The organism is Runella sp., from assembly GCF_965279615.1.
Taxonomy (GTDB): domain Bacteria; phylum Bacteroidota; class Bacteroidia; order Cytophagales; family Spirosomataceae; genus Runella.
The window spans coordinates 638,670-658,945 of the sequence record NZ_OZ257252.1 but is presented as its reverse complement, the minus strand read 5'-3'; the positions used below and the strand labels follow the sequence as shown (position 1 = coordinate 658,945).

16 protein-coding genes and 1 tRNA gene are annotated in these 20,276 nt (G+C 45.0%); 9 read left to right on the top strand and 8 right to left on the bottom strand.

The genetic code is table 11. The features are described 5' to 3' along the window. Nucleotide 1: 1 nt before the first annotated feature. Both ACQY73_RS02985 and ACQY73_RS02980 read right to left on the bottom strand, forming a co-directional pair. On the bottom strand, nt 2-616 hold the full coding sequence (locus ACQY73_RS02985; protein WP_428661233.1) for a flavodoxin: 615 nt from the start codon (nt 614-616) through the stop codon (nt 2-4). An 8-nt stretch (nt 617-624) separates the two neighbouring features. Further along, nucleotides 625-1,467: an aldo/keto reductase gene (locus ACQY73_RS02980; protein ID WP_428661230.1), complete on the bottom strand. Its 843-nt coding sequence runs from the start codon at nt 1,465-1,467 to the stop codon at nt 625-627. 154 nt (nt 1,468-1,621) lie between these two features. Here ACQY73_RS02980 and ACQY73_RS02975 point away from each other — a divergent pair, with 154 nt between their 5' ends. From ACQY73_RS02975 to ACQY73_RS02965, 3 genes are all read left to right on the top strand, one after another. Next, a complete protein-coding gene (locus ACQY73_RS02975; protein ID WP_428661227.1) occupies nt 1,622-2,524 on the top strand; it encodes a helix-turn-helix domain-containing protein in 903 nt (300 codons plus the stop codon). Nucleotides 2,525-2,632: 108 nt separating this feature from the next. Next, entirely contained in the window at nt 2,633-3,088 is a 456-nt protein-coding gene (locus tag ACQY73_RS02970; protein ID WP_428661224.1) for a (2Fe-2S)-binding protein, read from the top strand. Between the two features lie 190 nt (nt 3,089-3,278). After that, nucleotides 3,279-5,477, top strand: a complete 2,199-nt coding sequence (locus ACQY73_RS02965) for a molybdopterin cofactor-binding domain-containing protein (RefSeq protein ID WP_428668408.1) — start codon at nt 3,279-3,281, stop codon at nt 5,475-5,477. A 172-nt stretch (nt 5,478-5,649) separates the two neighbouring features. On the opposite strand, the gene katG is transcribed toward ACQY73_RS02965, so the two are convergent. Next, nucleotides 5,650-7,914 (bottom strand): catalase/peroxidase HPI, encoded by a 2,265-nt coding sequence (katG, locus tag ACQY73_RS02960; RefSeq protein ID WP_428661221.1) that lies wholly within the window; start codon nt 7,912-7,914, stop codon nt 5,650-5,652. Between the two features lie 406 nt (nt 7,915-8,320). After that, nucleotides 8,321-8,394: transfer RNA gene (locus ACQY73_RS02955), tRNA-Met, on the bottom strand. 225 nt (nt 8,395-8,619) lie between these two features. Here ACQY73_RS02955 and ACQY73_RS02950 point away from each other — a divergent pair. From ACQY73_RS02950 to ACQY73_RS02930, 5 genes are all read left to right on the top strand, one after another. After that, nucleotides 8,620-9,012: an START-like domain-containing protein gene (locus tag ACQY73_RS02950; protein ID WP_428661218.1), complete on the top strand. Its 393-nt coding sequence runs from the start codon at nt 8,620-8,622 to the stop codon at nt 9,010-9,012. A gap of 10 nt (nt 9,013-9,022) precedes the next feature. Beyond that, entirely contained in the window at nt 9,023-10,531 is a 1,509-nt protein-coding gene (locus ACQY73_RS02945; protein ID WP_428661215.1) for an LptF/LptG family permease, read from the top strand. A gap of 63 nt (nt 10,532-10,594) precedes the next feature. Continuing rightward, a complete protein-coding gene (gene rpsO / locus ACQY73_RS02940) occupies nt 10,595-10,864 on the top strand; it encodes a 30S ribosomal protein S15 (RefSeq protein ID WP_013930259.1) in 270 nt (89 codons plus the stop codon). A 235-nt stretch (nt 10,865-11,099) separates the two neighbouring features. Further along, nucleotides 11,100-13,322: a polyribonucleotide nucleotidyltransferase gene (pnp, locus tag ACQY73_RS02935; RefSeq protein WP_428661213.1), complete on the top strand. Its 2,223-nt coding sequence runs from the start codon at nt 11,100-11,102 to the stop codon at nt 13,320-13,322. A gap of 201 nt (nt 13,323-13,523) precedes the next feature. Continuing rightward, nucleotides 13,524-14,387, top strand: a complete 864-nt coding sequence (locus ACQY73_RS02930; RefSeq protein WP_013930257.1) for a sigma-70 family RNA polymerase sigma factor — start codon at nt 13,524-13,526, stop codon at nt 14,385-14,387. Between the two features lie 211 nt (nt 14,388-14,598). On the opposite strand, the gene ACQY73_RS02925 is transcribed toward ACQY73_RS02930, so the two are convergent. Beyond that, entirely contained in the window at nt 14,599-14,784 is a 186-nt protein-coding gene (locus ACQY73_RS02925) for a hypothetical protein (RefSeq protein WP_428661209.1), read from the bottom strand. Nucleotides 14,785-14,870: 86 nt separating this feature from the next. Here ACQY73_RS02925 and ACQY73_RS02920 point away from each other — a divergent pair, with 86 nt between their 5' ends. Further along, nucleotides 14,871-17,567 carry a carboxypeptidase-like regulatory domain-containing protein gene (locus ACQY73_RS02920; RefSeq protein ID WP_428661206.1) on the top strand — a complete coding sequence of 899 codons (2,697 nt, stop codon included), beginning with the start codon at nt 14,871-14,873 and terminating at the stop codon, nt 17,565-17,567. 44 nt (nt 17,568-17,611) lie between these two features. Here the strand turns inward: ACQY73_RS02920 and ACQY73_RS02915 are convergent, their stop codons facing one another. The 3 genes from ACQY73_RS02915 to argC all read right to left on the bottom strand — a co-directional run bounded on the left by ACQY73_RS02915 (nt 17,612) and on the right by argC (nt 20,220). Further along, nucleotides 17,612-18,034: a VOC family protein gene (locus tag ACQY73_RS02915; RefSeq protein WP_428661203.1), complete on the bottom strand. Its 423-nt coding sequence runs from the start codon at nt 18,032-18,034 to the stop codon at nt 17,612-17,614. A gap of 73 nt (nt 18,035-18,107) precedes the next feature. Next, the gene (locus tag ACQY73_RS02910) at nt 18,108-19,208 is read right to left on the bottom strand and encodes a M15 family metallopeptidase (protein WP_428661200.1); all 1,101 of its coding nucleotides are present in this window, start codon (nt 19,206-19,208) and stop codon (nt 18,108-18,110) included. A 34-nt stretch (nt 19,209-19,242) separates the two neighbouring features. Then, nucleotides 19,243-20,220 carry an N-acetyl-gamma-glutamyl-phosphate reductase gene (gene argC / locus ACQY73_RS02905; RefSeq protein WP_428661197.1) on the bottom strand — a complete coding sequence of 326 codons (978 nt, stop codon included), beginning with the start codon at nt 20,218-20,220 and terminating at the stop codon, nt 19,243-19,245. Between the last annotated feature and the right edge of the window lie 56 nt (nt 20,221-20,276).

Sequence of the window (20,276 nt, the reverse complement as noted above, 5' to 3'; positions counted from 1 at the left end):
CTTACCTCATTTTGAGTTTCTGCAACCATTCTTTTACCTGCGTTTCTGCTTCCCCGGCCTTTTCATCTTTGATCCCCAAGTAGATTCCGTCCCTTTCCGATCCGCCTCCGGTTGTAAAACCTTCCAGAACTTTGCTGTCGGGACATAGTTTCTTCACCGTCTCGAAACTGCTTCCAATACCATAACCTGCATTCGTGTTAAAAGGAATAATGGTTTTTCCCTTTAAATTATAGTGCTTCAAAAAGCTTTTCATGGGTGGTGGCAGCTTCATACCCCACGTGGGAAAGCCGATAAACACCACATCATAGGTTTGAATATCGGCGATTTTAGTTTTTAAAGGGGGTAAAAATCCCGTTTCATTTTCCTTCACTACCTGATCTACGGTAGCTCGGTAATTCTCGGGGTAGGGCTTTTCCAATTCCAGAGCCACCAACGTTCCGCCAACCTGTTTTTGAATGATTTCCGCAATGGTTTTTGTATTATTTGTCCGCGACAAATACACGATCAGTATTTTGTCGGGAGCTAATGCAGATTCACCCGCCACCGGAATATCCTTCGTTTGGGTGGAAGAACAAGCGGAAATCAAAAGAAAAAGAGCAAAAAGCAGGTGTGTCATAGCCGTAATTATTTTCTTTCGCCCAACCATTTAACCATCGCGGGGTCGCGGTGGTCGAAGAAGCTGCTCGTTCCGGTATCCAATGATTTGATGGATTCCAACTCTTCGGTACTTAGTTCAAAATCGAAGACGTTGAAGTTCTCTTCCATTCGTTCTTTGCGAACGGATTTCGGGATAGCCACTATTCCCCGTTGGATAAGCCACCGCAACACTACCTGTGCCACGGATTTACCGTATTTTGTGCCAATAGAAAGTAATAGTTCATTTTCAAAAAGGTGATTTTTGCCTTCGGCAAAAGGCCCCCACGATTGGATTTGCACCTTGTTTTCTACTAAAAAATGTTGCGTCTCAATTTGTTGATTAAAAGGATGGGTTTCGATCTGATTGACGGCCGGGATGATTTCGTTGTGAACGATCAGGTCAATCAGTCGGTCCGGATGAAAGTTGCTGACACCAATGGCTCTGATTCTGCCCTCTTTGTACAACTCCTGCATGGCTCTCCATTCCCCATACACATCCCCAAAGGGTTGGTGCATCAGGTATAAGTCCAGATAATCCAGTTGCAATTGTTTTAATGAATGTTCGAAGGCCTTCAGGGTGCCTTCATACCCATTGGACTGAATCCACAATTTGGTCGTAATAAAGAGGTCTTCTCTTGGAACGCCGCTTCTTTTAATCGCCTTTCCCACCGCCTCTTCGTTTCCGTAAGAAGCGGCGGTATCAATCAAACGATATCCTGTGTTGATGGCATCTGCTACGCTTCTTTCACATTCTGCCAAGTCTACTACCTGAAAAACACCGAATCCGAGAATGGGCATTTGAATGCCGTTATTTAATGTAACCTGTTGCATAGCTGATTCTTTTACATTGCAAAGGTCTTACCTATTATTGGCCTGCGTGGTATACAGATTACGGATTCTTCTACCAATATTACTGATTGAGGGTGCTTCATTCATTAGAGAATGAATAAAATGTTAATTTTGAGTAGGTTAAAACAATAGTGATATGGACACCATGCGTCGGTTTGAGACCATAACTGATTATAACAAATTCAATAACAATGAAACACGCCACCCGTTGGTGAGTGTGGTTGACCTGTCGAAGGCGGCTCCCCGACAGGGTTCCCAAATGTATTTCGGCTTCTATACCATATTCTTAAAAGATGTGAAATGCGGTGATCTGGTCTACGGTCGACATACGTATGATTATCAGGAAGGTACGTTGGTTTTTCTGGCACCGGGACAGGTGGCAGGCGTTAGCAGTAACGGAGAAACCTATCAGCCAAAGGGGTATGCGCTGGTCTTTCACCCGGATCTGTTGCTCGGTACTTCTCTCGGACGACACATGCAGGATTATACGTTCTTCGGCTATCAATCCAATGAAGCGCTGCATTTGTCCGAGCGTGAAAGGGGCATTGTGTTGGATTGCTTCTCGAAAATTGACTATGAATTGGAGCACGCCATTGACAAGCACAGTAAACGACTGATTGTCTCTAATATTGAGCTGTTTTTGGACTACTGCGTCCGCTTTTACGAACGCCAGTTCATTACCCGTGATCATGTATATCAAGGCATTTTAGAAAAATTTGAAGCTTTATTGAATGATTATTTTCAATCGGAGAAACCGCAAACAAGCGGTTTGCCTTCCGTTGCCTATTTTGCTGACCAATTACACTTGTCGGCGAACTATTTTGGCGATCTGGTAAAAAAAGAAACGGGGAAATCCGCTCAGGAGCACATCCAATCCAAGTTGATTGAGTTGTCGAAAGAAAGAATCTTTGACCGAACAAAAACCGTTAATGAGATTGCCTATGAATTGGGGTTTAAATATCCTCAACACTTCAGTCGCTTTTTTAAAGACCGAACGGGACAATCACCCAACGAGTACCGGACGTTACATTCCAATTAATGCTTACCTTTTATCGTTTGAATTGTATAAGTATGTATTTGAAAATCGTAACTTTCTGAAGATAAATCCCATTACTTTTACAACTTTTAATATAATTTTTTTGCGCTCATGGCTAAATATAATCTTAAGATCAACGGTAAAATTCGCCCGGTGGATGTAGACCCTTCTACCCCCATTCTCTGGGTATTGCGAGACCATCTCAACATGCCGGGGACCAAATTTGGTTGCGGTATGGCTCAATGCGGAGCCTGCACGGTACATTTAGACGGAAAAGCCGTTCGCTCGTGCGTTTTGCCTGCCTCAGCCATCGGTAAGCAGGAAATCACCACCATCGAAGGCTTATCGGCCAACGGCGATCACCTCGTACAGAAAGCTTGGCTCGAACACGATGTGGCACAATGCGGCTACTGTCAGTCGGGGCAGATCATGAGTGCCGTGGCCCTGCTCAAAAACAATCCTCATCCGAGCGATGCCGATATTGAAGCCGGCATGAGTGGAAATATCTGCCGTTGCGGAACCTATCTGCGGATCAAAGAAGCCATTAAATCAGCCTCCAAAGCATAGCTGTGAAGCAGGGCGGTGCGCCGCTGCGCTTCTCAGAACCTGCCTGAGGTTGCTCACAACCTTGTTAAAATACCAAAACTGCATAACCGGTGCATTTGCAACACTAAAAAAAACAGTAAACATGGAAGAGAAAAACACATACAGCAGACGTTCTTTCCTTAAATCTTCTGCGTTGGCAGGAGGGGGAATGATGCTTAGTTTCAGTTGGTTCTCGAGTGCAAAAGCCGCCGAAAAAATACAGGAGCGGAACGACGCCCGCATGAACCTTCCTGAGCAATGGTCAGAACTGACGGCATACATCAAAATTACGCCCGACAACGTCGTTAAAATCATTTGCCCCAACCCCGAATTTGGCCAAAACGTCATGACGTCTTTGCCGATGATCATCGCCGAGGAGTTGGATGCTGATTGGAAAAATGTGATCGTAGAAATGGGGCCGCACGACAATGCGAAATTAGGTGCACAATTTACCGGGGGAAGCAATTCAGTAAGAATGTATTGGAGACCCCTGAGAAATGCAGGCGCATCGGCAAGGCAAATGCTCATCGAAGCCGCGGCTCAAACCTGGAGTGTTCCGGCCGGTGAAATCACGACCAAAGCAGGCGTATTAGCTCATTCGAGCGGCAAATCAGCAACATATGGCGAAATGGCGAGTAAAGCCGCTACCGTGGCGGTGCCGAAAGACGTGAAATTGAAAGCCCCCAAAGATTTTTCGGTGGTAAGAAAATCGAAGAAAAATGTGGAAGGACAAAAAATAGTCACCGGCAAGCCCCTTTTCGGGATGGATTATCGCGTTGATGGTATGTTGATCGCCATGATTCAACATCCACCCGCCTTCGGAATGAAATTGAAATCCTTCGATGCTTCGCAAACCCTCAAAATGCCGGGCATCAAAGATGTTTTCACCCTGAAATTGTATGAGGAAGGTTTCGAACAGGGAGGTTTTGATACGCGTACGTTCAACGATCTGCTGGTCGTGGTAGGCACTACTACCTGGGAAGTAATGAACGCCCGCAAAAAGCTGATCGTACAATGGGAAGCTACCGGTGATGTGAAAGATACCATGATGGGCAGGGGCGGGAAAAGAGAAGTGACCGTTCCGGGTAGATTGGAGACGACAGGCAGCCAATTTGAAATGATGGCGGAATATGCCAAAAAACCGGCCCAGCAATTACGCAAAGACGGCGATCCCGAGACGGCTTTCAAAAATGCGGCTCTGATCATCGAACGTACCTATAATGCTCCGTTTTTGGCCCATAACTGCATGGAACCGATGAATTTCTTCGCCCATGTGACAGATGAAAAAGCGATAGTGGCAGGGCCTTTGCAGGCACCGGGTTGGGTAGAACCTACGCTGTCAAAACTGTTGAATCTACCCGCCGACAAGATTGAAATTCAGATGACGCGCATGGGTGGGGGCTTTGGTCGCAGAGCGTATGGACAATATGTCTATGAAGCGGCTCGTATCTCCCAAAAAATCAAGGCACCGATCAAGCTCATGTATACCCGCGAAGATGACATGACTTACGGTATTTATCGGCCCATGTATACGGCCACGTATCGTGCGGCGTTGGATGCCAATAAAAACCTGATCGGGTTTCATGTAAAAGGGGGCGGTATTCCCGAAAATCCTGTTCATGCCAATCGTTTTCCGGCCGGGGCAGTGGATAATTATCTGGCAGAAGGTTGGGAGATTCCTTCGAATATCACGATTGGAGCATTTAGGGCACCGCGTTCCAACTTCAATGCCGCTGCCGAGCAATCGTTTCTCGACGAAGTGGCCGAAGCAATGGGTAAAGACCCCATCCAACTTCGCCTTGATTTGTTAAAAAGGGCAAAAGAAAACCCTGTTGGCAAAAACAATGATTACGATGCAGGAAGATACATCGGCGTTTTGGAACTGCTGAAAGAAAAATCGGGTTGGGGAAAACCCGAAAATGCCGGTAAAAAACGGGGAGTAGCCGCGTATTTCTGCCATGCCTCTTATGCCGGCCATGTGGTAGATATGGTCATGAGAGACGGACGGCCGTATGTGGAATCGGTAACTTCTGCCGTGGATTGTGGCGTGGTTGTCAACCCCGATGCTGCCCGAAATATGGTGCAGGGAGCCGTGGTAGATGGTATCGGCAATTCCTTTTATGGCGCTTTAACGCACAAAGACGGCGCCGCCGAACAAAGCAATTTTCATAATTACCGAATCATTCGTCACAACGAAGCACCTAAGAAAATAGATGTTCATTTTGTAGAAAATGACATTGATCCGAGTGGATTGGGTGAACCGCCATTTCCACCGGTTTTCGGAGCAGTAGCCAATGCTTTGTTTAAAACGACGGGTAAACGCTATTATAATCAGCCATTTGGAACTGAAATTGCCGGCCCGAAATCATAATTATGGCAATGTGACTTCTATCATTAAGAACTGTCATTTGCCGCAAATTCAGACTTTGAGTTCCCCAAGATGAATCAATTAAAAAGGCACCGAATTTCGGTGCCTTTTTAATTTTCAGGATACTATAGCGCTCTTTGCATTACTATCGAAGGCGCACTTTATTTACTTAGGACTAAGCCAGATCAAATCTGTCCAGGTTCATCACTTTATCCCACGCTGCTACAAAGTCTTTTACAAATTTGTCCTGAGCATCGGCACTTCCGTACACCTCAGCAATCGCTCTCAGTTCTGAACTGGAGCCAAATACAAGATCTGCACGAGTGGCTGTCCATTTGGGTTGACCGTTGGCACGATCACTGCCTAAATACAATGATCGGTCTTCAGACATGGCCTTCCATGCAGTACTCATGTCGAGCAGGTTTACAAAGAAATCGTTGGTAAGTTGGCCCGGACGTGAAGTGAAGACGCCATTTTTGGATCCGTCAAAATTGGTATCCAATACACGCATACCACCTACTAATACCGTTAATTCAGGTGCCGTAAGAGTAAGCAATTGTGCTTTATCGATCAATAAGGCTTCGGTAGATACCGCGAATTTTGATGATTGATAGTTGCGGAAACCGTCGGCGATGGGTTCCAGATGACCGATTGATTCAACGTCAGTTTGCTCCTGCGAAGCATCCATACGGCCCGGTGTAAAAGGAACGGTAATCGTATTTCCGGCGGCTTTTTCAACACCTGCACACCCTGCCAATACGATCAGGTCGGCCAATGAAACTTTTTTACCTCCTGACTGAGTACCGTTAAACTCTTCCTGAATGCTTTCCAGAATACCCAATACTTTTTGCAACTGTGCCGGCTTGTTTACCTTCCAGTCCTTTTGGGGAGCCAGACGAACACGGGCACCATTGGCACCACCGCGCTTGTCAGAACCACGGAAGGTAGAAGCAGAAGCCCATGCGGTTGAAACCAATTCAGATACGCTCAAGCCTGATGCCAATATGTTTGCTTTTAAAGCTGAAATATCATTTTCATCGATCAAAGCATGGTCTACTGCGGGAATAGGATCCTGCCAGATCAATATTTCTTCGGGCACATCAGGACCCAGGTAGCGGGCACGCGGACCCATATCGCGGTGCGTTAATTTGAACCAAGCCCGGGCAAAAGCATCGGCAAAAGCATCGGGATTTTCCAGAAAGTTTCTGGAAATCTTCTCATAAGCAGGATCAAACTTTAACGCGAGGTCGGTGGTAAGCATGGTTGGTGCATGCTTCTTACCACTGTCATAGGCATCAGGAATGATTTCTTCGGCATTTTTGGCGACCCATTGGTGAGCACCGGCCGGGCTTTTGGTTAATTCCCAGTCGAAAGCAAACAGGTTTTCAAAGAAGTTATTACTCCATTGGGTAGGCGTTTTTGTCCAGATCACTTCCAAACCACTCGTAATGGTGTCGGCACCTTTGCCCGAACCGTAACTGTTGTTCCAGCCAAAGCCCTGCAATTCAATGCCGGCCGCTTCGGGTTCTTTGCCAACATTATCGGAAGGAGCTGCCCCGTGCGTCTTACCAAAACTATGTCCTCCGGCGATCAGAGCAACCGTTTCTTCATCATTCATTGCCATGCGGCCAAATGTCTCGCGTATATCTCTTGCGGCGGCAATCGGATCAGGATTACCGTCGGGACCTTCCGGATTTACGTAAATCAGGCCCATATGGGCAGCAGCAAGCGGTTTTTCAAGGTTGCGCGAGTGGATGCCGCCATCAGCATTTTCATCTGATGATACCACACCATGCTCCGCCACGCCTGTCGAACCGTGAGCGTAGCGCTTGTCATTACCCAGCCAAGTGGTTTCAGAACCCCAATACACATCTTCCTCCGGTTCCCATACGTCGGCACGTCCGCCGGCGAATCCAAATGTTTTAAAGCCCATTGATTCCAGGGCTACATTACCGGTAAGGATCATCAGATCGGCCCATGAAATTTTGCGGCCATATTTTTGTTTGATCGGCCAAAGCAATCTGCGGGCTTTATCAAGGCTCACGTTATCCGGCCAGCTGTTCAATGGAGCAAAACGTTGTTGCCCTGCACCTGCGCCACCACGGCCATCGCCCACACGATACGTACCTGCACTATGCCATGCCATGCGGATGAACAAAGGACCATAATGCCCGAAGTCAGCCGGCCACCAGTCCTGTGAGTCGGTCATGAGGGCATGAAGGTCTTGTTTTACTGCCTCCAGATCTAGGCTTTTAAAAGCTTCAGTATAATCAAAACCTTCATCCATTGGATTTGATTTGGAAGAATGCTGACGCAAAATGCTCAGTTTTAACTGATTGGGCCACCAGTCACGGTTTCTGGTGCCGTCACCGCCAACATTTTGCTTCATCGTGCCATTGTGAAACGGGCATTTACTGATATCATCTGACCCTTTTTCCATGTTTTGTTCAAGGTTATTAGTGAATGAATGCTTAACTGCATTTGGTATGTATGCAACGCTGTAAAGGTAGGTTGTTGAAAAAAATATTCAAAATCAATTAATTCTATATTTAGATAGATAAAATCTATCAAGGTGTAATCAATCCGAGCCTGTGTATAGGTATTAAAAAAAATCTTTAACTCGGTAGAATTGTACTCAACCCCTTGCAGTAAAAAGCATAAATCCGGACTGTAAGCGCTATTGGGTTAAAAGTAAAATGGCTGAAATATCTTACTCTTTAACTTCAAAACAGGATTATCAATGAGAAGATGCGCCGATAAATATAATTTAAGAAGCTGCTGTACTTATGTTATACCAAATAAAAAAGCCGTTACAGATTTATTCTATAACGGCCTGATAATCAGTGTAGCGGGGAGCAGGATCGAACTGCCGACCTTAGGGTTATGAATCCTACGCTCTAACCATCTGAGCTACCCCGCCATTGTTTTGGTGGTGCAAAAGTAGTAGAAAAAATTTTAATGCACAAACAGATTTTGAATAATTGCAGGAAGTTTCTATTTTGCCGCTGCCGTTGAGAGACTTAACATCATTACAGACTTTACTATAGAAACTAAAAGCTGAGAATACAGAAGAAAGACAAACCTATTACCTTACCGAAGAAAAATAAACCGACCTTTTTTAAAACCTTAAACAAGCCAAATTACTATGCAAAAGTTCAAATACTCGAATGAATATGAACTAAGGGCTTCGCCAAAGATGCTTTTCCCTTACATAAGTTCTGCCTCAGGCTTGTCGGAATGGTTTTGTGATAAAGTCAATACCAAGCCTGACCATACCTTCGATTTTATCTGGGATAAAGAAAGTCATATAGCCGAGCAAAGCTCTCTTCGCCTTAATAAAAGCGTAAAATTTGAGTTTCTTAATACAAGTGAAAGTAATCGAGACAACAATTATATTGAGTTTAAAATTGACGTAAGTGATTTGACCGGTTCGACCTATTTACGGATTACGGACTATTCCGTCAACACTGATGCGGAAGAACTAAAAGACCTTTGGGACGGTTTAATAGAGAGTCTCAAAGAAATTGTGGGAAGCTGACGGAATACGAATGAAAAAAATTGATAAATTGGTATTACGGTCATTTTTAGGGCCGTTTGTGTTGACATTGTGCATTGTAGTTTTCATTTTTTTAATGCGCCTTATCTCGCAGTACCTGAATGAGCTGGTGGGAAAGGACATCGATTTCTTAAACTATGTTAAACTCTTCAGTTTTTTCAGCCTCATTACCATTCCGGTAGCTTTGCCCTTGGCCGTTTTGCTGTCGTCGTTGATGACCTTTGGGAATTTGGGAGAGTTTTTCGAATTAACAGCCATTAAAAGCGCGGGAATCTCTACATGGCGTGCTATGCGTTCGGTCATGGTGATGGTAGGCTTGATCACGCTCTTCTCTTTTTGGTATAACAATGAAGTAGCACCATGGGCCAACCTTAAAGGATATAGCCTCCTGTACGATATCAAAACCGCAAAAGCTACCCTTAATATTAAGGAAGGAATCTTCTACAATGATCTGCCGGGATACAATATTAAAGTTGACAAAAAATTCCCTGACCAAAAAAGCCTGAAAGGGCTGGTTATTTACCGACACCCAACCGCTGATTTTAATGCCGGCAATCGCGAGGTAACTTTAGCGGATTCGGGCCAGATGTTTATTATCAATAACCAAAGTTATTTGGTCTTTGAATTGTATAAAGGGAATCAATATTCTGAGAATGGCCAAACGGGAGGAACGGGCAGTTATGCGTCCAATGAAAGCAGACAGTTTACGCGTTCTTCTTTTGACCATTACAAGATGGTTGTAAGTCTGGAGTCATTTGGTCTCAAACGAACCGATGAAAATCAATTTCAGTACCACGAGTACATGAAGAATGCAAAAGAGCTGCGTAAAGTAGCAGATTCGCTTAAAAAAGAATACAGAAAGACCAAAGACGGGCTTTTTCCGCAGTCTAAACAATATTTCAGTTATGCTTTTCGGGCCGAAACACTGCCCAAACAGTCGGCTCCCAAATACGGAAAATGGGTTGATTCATTGCTGAAAAAGAAACCGATCGTTTTACCCTCTGAAAAAGAGCAGGTAATAGCCGGTGCGCTCAATCAGGCACAAAATGTAAAATCATATGCCCAAAGCAATAAGACCTATTTGTCGGAAAAAGGAAAAACGTGGTATCGCTACGACTTGGAAATGCACCATAAATATACCCAGGCAGTTTCCTGTTTTGTGATGTTCCTGCTGGGCGCACCCTTGGGCGCGATCATTAAAAAAGGAGGATTCGGAATTCCCGTGTTGGTGTCTGTGCTGTTCTTTATTTTATCCTATGTCCTTACCCTGCAAGGCGATAAATGGGCTAAGGACGGATTGATAATGGTTCCTTTGGGGGCTTGGTTTTCCAATGCCATTCTTATCGTGGTTGGATTTTATTTCGCTGACCGTGCCCTGAAGGATTCTCGGTTATTTGACAGTGATGTTTACGTGATCTGGTGGGAACGGATGACCAAAAAATGGAAACAAAGCACCTTTCTGAAAAAATGGCGTGGAGATAAAGCGGTTTATTCAAACTAATTTCTTACCTTTGCAGCCGTTTTTGTATAAATGTTCCATCTAAATTAATCTGAGGTTACAATCATGTATTTAACATCGGAAGTGAAAAAAGACTTGTTCCAAAAATATGGCAAGTCAGAAAGCGATACAGGTTCTCCGGAATCACAGATCGCATTATTTACTCACCGTATCAACCACCTGACCGAGCACTTGAAGCAGCACAAACACGATAGTGCCACTCGTCTTGGTCTTTTGAAATTGGTAGGTAAACGCAGACGGTTGCTGAATTATCTTCAAAGAACTGAAATCGGCCGTTATCGTTCTATCATCGCTGAACTGAACATCAGAAAGTAACGCGATACGCTCAAACAGGGAATTTCATTCAATGAAATTCCCTGTTTGTCATTTCTCTCCCTTTCAAAATACAAGTAGAAAATAATTTTTTGCGGTTTATTCAATAAATAGCTTGCGTTGTTGTCTTTATAAAGAAGTTAAATGTCAACGTGACATTCGGTTCACATTTAATAGATAACAGAAATAACAGTCTTAAGCGGAAGCGCAGGCACAAAGCGGTTTTAAATCTTCTTTCATGTTTAACATCATCACTAAGACCATTACACTTCCTGATGGTCGCACCATCACAATCGAGACGGGGAAACTAGCCAGACAGGCCCATGGGTCTGTTGTTGTGCGTATGGGCAACACCATGTTGCTTGCTACGGTTGTTTCCAATCCCGATGCCCGACCCGGTACTGATTTTTTGCCTTTGTCGGTAGATTACCAAGAAAAATTCGCATCAGCGGGACGTATTCCCGGAAGCTTCCAGAAGCGGGAAGGCAAATTGTCGGATCACGAAGTATTGGTTAGCCGTTTGGTAGACCGCGCCCTTCGCCCGATGTTTCCCGATGATTTTTATGCTGATACTCAGGTAAACGTATTTTTAATTTCGGCAGATGCCGAAGTATTGCCGGATGCTTTAGCAGCGTTGGCGGCATCGTCAGCATTGATGCTTACGGATGTTCCTTTCAACGGCCCTATTTCCGAAGTTCGGGTGGCAAAGATCAATGGCGAATATGTCATAAATCCGCTTACTTCACAACTCAAAGGCGCCAAATTAGACCTTATCGTTGCGGGATCTGCCAAAGATATCTGTATGGTGGAAGGCGAAATGAACGAAGCGTCAGAGCTGGAAGTCATTGAAGCCATCAAAGCAGCCCACGAAGTGATTAAATTGCAGTGTGCTGTTCAAAAAGAACTTGAAGCGGAAGCCGGCAAAACCGAAAAACGTACGTTTGAATACGTAGTTCACGATGAAGAACTTCGTGAAAAAGTACGTGCGGCTACCTACGACAAAATATACGCCGTAGCGCGTCAGGGAAGCGCAAATAAGCAAATTCGTAAAGATGGCTTTAAAGCGGTTATCACTGAATTCTTAGAGCAATATAAAGCGGAAAATCCCGAAACGTATGATGCAAAAGTAGGGCTTATCAAGCGTTACTATCATGATTATGAGTGGGAAGCTTCTCGCCGGTTGGTATTGGATGAACGCAGCCGTTTGGACGGACGTGCGCTTGACCAGATCCGCCCCATCATGTGTGAAGTTGATCTGTTGCCTTCTCCACATGGTTCCGCATTGTTTACCCGTGGCGAAACCCAGTCGCTAACTACCGTAACATTGGGTACTAAAATGGACGAGCAGATCATTGATACTACCATGTATTATGGTTATAGCCGCTTCATGCTGCATTATAATTTCCCCGGGTTTTCAACGGGTGAAGTAAAACCAAACCGTGGTCCGGGACGCCGTGAAGTAGGTCACGGAAACTTGGCGCACCGTTCGTTGAAAAAAGTATTACCTCCTGATGATGAAAACCCGTACACGATACGGATCGTGTCTGATATTTTAGAATCAAACGGTTCATCTTCAATGGCTACTGTTTGCGCAGGTACGCTTGCGTTGATGGATGCCGGGATAAAGATCAAAGCACCGGTAGCGGGAATCGCGATGGGCTTGATTACCGACAACGCCGGAAAATATGCAGTACTCTCCGATATTTTGGGCGATGAAGATCACCTTGGCGACATGGACTTCAAAGTGACGGGTACCGAGCAGGGAATCACGGCGTGTCAGATGGACTTGAAAGTGGATGGTCTTTCGTACGAAGTGCTTGCCGAAGCCCTTGATCAGGCGCGTCGCGGACGTTTGCATATATTAGGTGAAATGAGAAAAGCGATCGTTGAAAGTCGCGAAGAACTCAAACCTCATGCTCCTCGTGCGGTTGTTATTCAAATTGCCCAAGAGCAGATCGGTGCTGTAATCGGGCCGGGTGGTAAAGTGGTTCAGGAAATCCAACGGGTATCCGGCGCAACCGTAACCATCGAAGAACGCGACGGTGCAGGCTATGTCAGCATTTTTGCAACCAACGGGAACAGCATGGACATTGCGGTAAAACGCATCAAAGGCATTGTGGCTATTCCGGAAGTAAACGAAGTGTACACTGGTATCGTAAAAACAATTCAACCGTTTGGCGCCTTTGTAGAATTCATGCCGGGCAAAGACGGTTTGCTGCACATTTCGGAAATCACTTGGGAAAGACTCGAAGCGATGGACGGCGTGTTGCAAATTGGAGAAGAGATTCAGGTAAAACTTGTAGAACACGATAAAAAAACGGGTAAATACCGCCTTTCACGGAAGGTATTGTTGCCTAAGCCGGAAGGGTACGTAGAAAAAGCACCGCGCGAAGACCGCGGTGACCGCCGTGAGCGCGGCAATGACCGAGGCGGTGATCGTCGCAATGACAATCGTCGATAAAAATGGGGTCGAAAAGGGCTTTTAATCGAATGAAATCAAACTGATTTTCAGCGCATATAGGCTCTTTTCGGTATTTTTTACTAAAAATCCAAGATAGTCAGTAGATTTTAGGTTTTTTAACTTAAAGTTGAAAGTAAAATCAACTTTTGACTCTCTTTTTTCGTTACCAAATAGTATTAAGATAGCACCAAAGTTTATAAAATGAGACAGCTAAAAATCAGTAAGCAGATTACCAACCGCGAAAGCCAATCGCTTGATAAGTATTTACAGGAAATTGGTAAGGTAGATTTGCTGACTCCCGACGAGGAGGTGACTTTGGCGCAACGAATTCGGGAAGGTGATCAGCAGGCATTGGAGAGGTTGACCAAAGCAAACCTGCGTTTTGTGGTCTCTGTGGCTAAACAATATCAAAACCAAGGATTGTCGCTCGGTGACCTTATCAATGAAGGAAATTTAGGACTTATCAAAGCGGCACAACGTTTTGATGAAACCCGCGGTTTTAAATTTATCTCTTATGCTGTATGGTGGATTCGTCAGTCCATTTTGCAGGCATTGGCCGAGCAGTCCCGTATTGTGCGCCTTCCGCTCAACCGCGTAGGGTCTCTCAACAAAATATCAAAAACATTTTCGGATCTCGAACAAAAATTCGAGCGTGAGCCTTCTCCCGAAGAATTGGCAGAAGTTTTGGATATCTCTGCCAATGAAGTGGTAGATACGCTCAAAATATCAGGTCGTCATGTCTCAATGGACGCACCTTTCGTGCAAGGGGAAGAAAACAGCCTGTTGGACGTTTTGGAAAACGACATGGAAGAGAAGCCCGATCAAGGGCTGATCAACGATTCGCTTCGCAAAGAAGTAGCCCGGGCGCTTTCTACGCTTACTCAACGCGAGTCAGACGTGATTGCCCTTTACTTCGGATTGAACGGCGAACATCCTATGACGTTGGAAGAAATCGGTGAGAAATTCAATCTTACCCGTGAGCGTGTACGTCAGATCAAAGAGAAAGCCATTCGTCGTCTGCGCCATACCTCGCGCAGCAAAGCGTTGAAAACGTATTTGGGATAAATTAGATTCCTCCTGTCGTCGGAATGACAAAGTGTTGGAATGAAAAAATAATACAAAGAGACTGTCTCAAAAGGGCAGTCTCTTTTGCGTTTTAGGAGGTCGTTTATGTAAATCCACTTTTTGTTCTTTGATTTACATAAATAAAATATCGAAACCTGATAACTCGAACCTTGGTCTCTCGCCTGAGAAACTTCTTATTAAATTTTTCATACTATCGCTGACCGGCCCGAGGCAGTCGGAAGAAGCGACACTGCTGCGTCAGCTTTCGGGCAGTAATTGTAATTATTGGGCTGATGGCAGTTGGTGAAGTAAGCTGAACAAGGGCGTTGCCGAAATCAGCTGCAAATACAGCACGTTGTCGCAGCGTTGGGCAATGTTTAGATAATATCTTTTCCATCAAATGCTGATGATAAATAATTAAGGTAGCTTTTTTTGTATTTTTAGGAATAGTTTACTCCTTACTCTTTTATCTGCCGTATTTTGATGGTGAGAAATTTACTTATCTGCCTAACAACGCTCTTTATAGCGAGTTTCAGTACGCGCGCCCAAACGCTGACGGGAGTGGTAAAAGACAGCAAAACCAATGAGCCAATTCCTTTTGCGAGTGTATTTCTAAGCAATACGACCTTTGCCACTGAAACAAACCCGGAAGGAGCTTTTAATCTCAAAAACATACCTATTGGAAATCATACGTTGGTGATTCGCTTAATTGGCTACGAAACACTGTATAAAAGCATTAAAGTTGCGAATGGTCAAACTCTTACCTTTAACGAAAGTTTGGTGCCGTCGGCGCAACAATTGGCGGAAGTGAAAGTGCAGGCCAATCGGGATAAAACGTGGGAGCGGAATTATCGAACTTTTGCTCAGCAATTCATGGGAGAGACCGCTGCCGTGAAGTATTGTAAATTGATCAATCCGTGGGTGATTGATTTTGAGGAACGAAACAATGAACTGACTGCTAAGGCAGAAGAAGCGATTGAAATAGAAAATCGGTATTTAGGGTACCGTATATTGTATACGTTAAAAAGCTTCAAAACTGACGGTAACGAAACCAAATTTACCGGGCACGCGCAATTTGCCGAACTTTGGTCCGATAAGCCTGCCGAAAAATCGTTTTGGGCAGCCAATCGTGAGCAGGTTTTTGCTTCTTCGGATATTCATTTATTCCAATCCATCATTACCCGAAAAACGCAGGCCGACGGTTTTGAATTGTACGTAGATAAGCCCGGAGAAAACCCAAATGCACGAAACGCTTTTTTTTACCAAAATCAAAGCATAAAACTGCAAGCTGTCAGTTTCGATAGTTTGACCCTCAAAAAGACAAAAGATAATATCTATCAACTGTATTTGCCGCCACGGTCTGAATTACACTTGACCAATACAGAAGGAAGTTTTGCCATTTACCGCGATAAATTGGCACGTGTGTCCTGGTTGGAAACGCGCGGGCCTTTATTCATTGACCAAAACGGTTTAGTACTTAACCCGTCGGAATGGGTGGCATCGGGGTATTTGGTAAGCCAACGCATGGCCGAGATCTTACCGTTGGATTATCAGTCAAGCGCCGTCAAAATCAGCCAAAAAGCAGTACCGCAACGTTGGAAAAGATCAACGGAAAAGCCTTTTTTTACGTTGGATAAGCCCTATTATTACGCCAAAGATGTGGTGCAGGTCAGCGGAGTTATGCAGTATGAGAACCCACTGTTCGGGGATTCACTGAGCAAAATTGCCAGGCTTGAATTAGTGGATATTGTTCATCAAAAAGTAATTCTCAGTCAAAAAATAGCCATTGAAAACGGTTCTTTTCAGACCCGGTTCATGCTCAGAGATTCTCTGCCGGCGCAGGATTATCTGCTGCGAATCTACACAAGTTGGATGCAAAATTTCGGTAAAAATAGCTATTCGTACCGTTGGCTGCGTGTTTTGAACGAAAATGAACAGGTAAAACAGACGCAATTTGAGCCGGCCGGGCAATCGTTGTTAAGCGCTACCGTTCGAGACACAACCATCGAAGCTGTGTTGGATGCCGAGATAAGCAAACGCGCTAAATGGATGTCGGTGACGTTTTACGATACAGCGCTTATTAAACCGATGAATGACAGTTTGTTTTTTGCGCAGGATGTTAGTGTACCGGCAGATACTTCTCTGAAATTCAAGGTAGAAAGAGAAATTGAGTTAACGGGAACGGCGGCCAATGCGAAAGGAAAGACAGAAGAAGGAGACGTTGTAGTATTGGTTATTCCCGAACAAAAAACGACGCTGACCGCTTTAACGGAGCCAAACGGCCATTTTAGATTTGGTAATCTGTCGGTTACGAATACACAACCGGTATTGGTGAGTGTAACTTCCAAAAAAGGGAAAAACCTGCCCAACATAACCATCGTTCCGGATACGATTGTGATAGCATTGCCTGAAAATGTACTGCCACCGCCAATGGACACGTATTCGTTGACTGATAAAGCACAATCAACCCATTGGTCAGCGGCGGGAGTGGCCTTGCAGGAAGTAAAAGTAAAAGCAAAGCGGGCACCCATTGCCATTTCCAACATTTACAAAGAAGCAAATTACGTCGTTCAGGGGAAGGACATAGCGGAAGCAGCCGTTGGAATGAATATCTTGGTCGCCTTGCAGGGGCGCGTTCCGGGGCTTCGGGTAGTAGAAGTGGTAGACGGGGCCGGTTTCCAAAAGGTGGTTCTGCTGCTGCGTTCAAGTGTCACAGGGGAGGGGTTTCTGGCAAATGGGTTTGGGGCAGCAAAAACGGCAATTCCTTTGGTTTTGGTCGACGGTGTTCCGTTTGATAATGTGAGTCAAATTGCCAATATACCTCCGAGTCAGGTAGATAGGGTAGAGATCGTGCAACGAGCAGAGGCATTTTTGGGCTTGCGCGGCTACACGGGTGCTATTGCGATTTTTACAAAGAAAAAATCAAGCGAAGAAATAAGGGCGTATGAGAATGACCCCAACTTCATCAAACGACCGGTAACGGGTATAGCGGAAGTGACCGATATACCGAGAGATTCGCAATCGGTTTGGTTACCGGATTTAACTTTACAGCCATTTTCAGGTACTGCTTTTCAGTTGCCCAAGCCCAAAGAAAAAGGAACGTATGCCATTAAGGTAGAAGGAGTTGATTATAGCGGGAAGGCTATTCGTTTACTTCATTACGTTACAGTTAAGCCATAACTCATAAAAATAAAAACAACGTTATTTTTGAAGTATAAGAGCAGTTATGCCGAAAATTCAGTTCCTTCAGGCACATCGGTACTACTTTCAAAATCAAGTCGATAGCCATCGGGATCGGACAATGAAGTAACCCACATTGAATTGCCGACAAAGGGATTGGAAGCTTCGATGCCTCGGGCGGTAACTTCGTGATAAAAGGCCAACGCATCTTCACAGATAAAACATATAGAAATGCCTTCGCCCACTTTGCCCGGTGAAACGATGGAAGGGTGCCTTTCCTGTAGCATGATGGCCGCACCGCCGAGTTGGAGCCAACACCAGCGTAATTTACCTTCATCAATCCAATGGTTCGTCATTTCAAAACCCAACCCCTCGACGTAGTAACGGAGAGACGTTTCCATATTGGACACGATAAAAAAGGGGACGGCCTGTTTGATGTTTGCCTGAACTTGGGCTGTTTGTTGCATGGCTATGAATGGTTTTTACGTAAAGATACTGATAGCCAATAATATAGGCAAAAATCTTTTGGTAAAAATCAAGCTATTTCCAGATACCCAACTTAAATGTTTTCTGAACTCCCGTTGGATGAAACAAACTGGTGGTATGATTGTCAAGGTCGCCGATCAACAAAATATCCCTCGTGGGTTGATAGCCGGCTTTTTGTGCTTCCAAAGCAATACTGCTGACAAAAACAGACGTAGGACGCTCCGCCAACGTATCACACACGCAGGTGTGGCCTTTGTGTAAATCATGGATGGTAGCCAAGAGCGCTTTGGTATCTTCGACTTTGGCTTCTTTTCCGGCGGCGATCATGGCTTGAACGCGATTTTTGAAATAACGAACAAAAGGTTCGTATTCAAAACGCAAGCCGGGAAGTTTTTGTAAAAGCTCGGCAGAATTGGCAAAATACTGAACATGGTTCGGATCAACAAAACCAAGAAAATTTCCACCCCAAGTGAGTGAATATTGACTGCCGATTTGACCCAAAAACGTCTTATAATAATTGATATTTTGCAACTGCCGGCCTTTGTGGAGGATGGCAATGTCGGAAGCCAAACCAAATTGGTGTTGGGATAAAGGCGCAACGCTCTTGCCCATGGTCAGGTGGCGTTTTTGTTTACCTCCGCCCCGCAGATCCGACTGCACCCGAAGTTTGTATTTGGGGTATTGACGTAAATACGTCTGCATCATCGAATCCCTTTTCACCAAAAAAGAATCCCGCACGGCTTTCAAAAGCGGCTCATATCGGTTGTAAGGATAATCGTAACGGTCTGCTAATGACCACAGATAAGAATGGTCAAGGGCAGAAATAGAATCAAGGAATAACGAATCGGCAGGAAGCGACAATTGATAGGGATGTTCCTGAAAAGACCCAGCCGTCAGCGCTTTCCACGGCTGAATTTGACCGTTTTGAATGATGGTCACAAAAACGCGGGGAACAACAACAAGCACGTCTTTGAGGGTGTCCGCCTGTGAAAAAGGGAGTACCAGATCAATGAATTCGAACGATTCGAGGCGCTGAGTAGTATCGCAACGTTCTTTTTCCCAAGAACTTGTATCGGTGAGACTATCCACGACCCGGCAGGCAATGGATAGCAGCATGAGCGCTGAAATGCCGATACAAAAAGCGACTCTGCCCATGCTGCTCTATTTAGTTGATTCGGGAAAATCGCCCTTAAAACGCGGCGGCTTTCAGGCGCAGACCCGCATCTTCGGGCAAGCCGAAAAGCAGATTCAAATTTTGCACCGCTTGCCCCGAAGCCCCTTTGGTCAAATTGTCGATCTCGCTCGTTATCAGGAGATTGTCGCCGTGCTTTTGGAGTTGGATCAAGCACTTATTGGTATTGACCACCTGTTTCAGGTCAATGTCCTGCGTGCTTACGTGCGTAAAAGGATGCGATGCGTAGTAGGTTTGGTAAAGCGCGAGGGCCTCTTCCAACGTTCCCGAAAATTTAGTGTATACATTGGCCATGATGCCGCGCGCAAAATCTCCGCGATAAGGAATGAAATTGACTTCTTTGGCAAAATTGTGCTGCAAAGAAGTTAAACTCATTTTGATCTCTTTGAGGTGTTGGTGCGTAAAGGCCTTATAAATAGACATGTTGTTGTTGCGCCACGTAAAGTGCGTGGTCGCGCTCAACGCCTGACCCGCGCCCGTAGAGCCGGTAACGGCGCTTACGTGGACATCATCGGTCAACAGCCCTGCGGCCGCCAATGGCAACAACGCCAACTCAATGCTCGTAGCAAAACAGCCGGGATTGGCAATTTTGTCGGCGGTTTTAATGCGTTCGCGTTGCAATTCCGGTAAGCCGTACACAAATCCGTTGGATTGATCCCGAAAGTCGGTACTCAAGTCAATGATCTTTACTGAGGGAGGTACAGGATTGCTTTCTAAAAACTTTTTAGATTCGTTGTGCCCCGAACATAGAAAAATGGCGTTGAGGCCATCAATCGCCAATAGATCAGCGATTTCTGCTCCCGAAAAAGCTAGGTCTGTATCTCCAAATAAGTCGGTATGGGTGGAATAAATGGGTTTTCCTGCCTGACTTTTAGAGTGCGCCCAACTGATTTCAACGCTTGGGTGATTGAGTAAAATCCGTAGCAATTCCCCTCCCGTGTATCCTGCCGCTCCGACGATTCCGATAGTAACCATTGAATAATAAAGATAAATAAACGATAGACGTTTTATAACATGCTGAAAGAAAAACG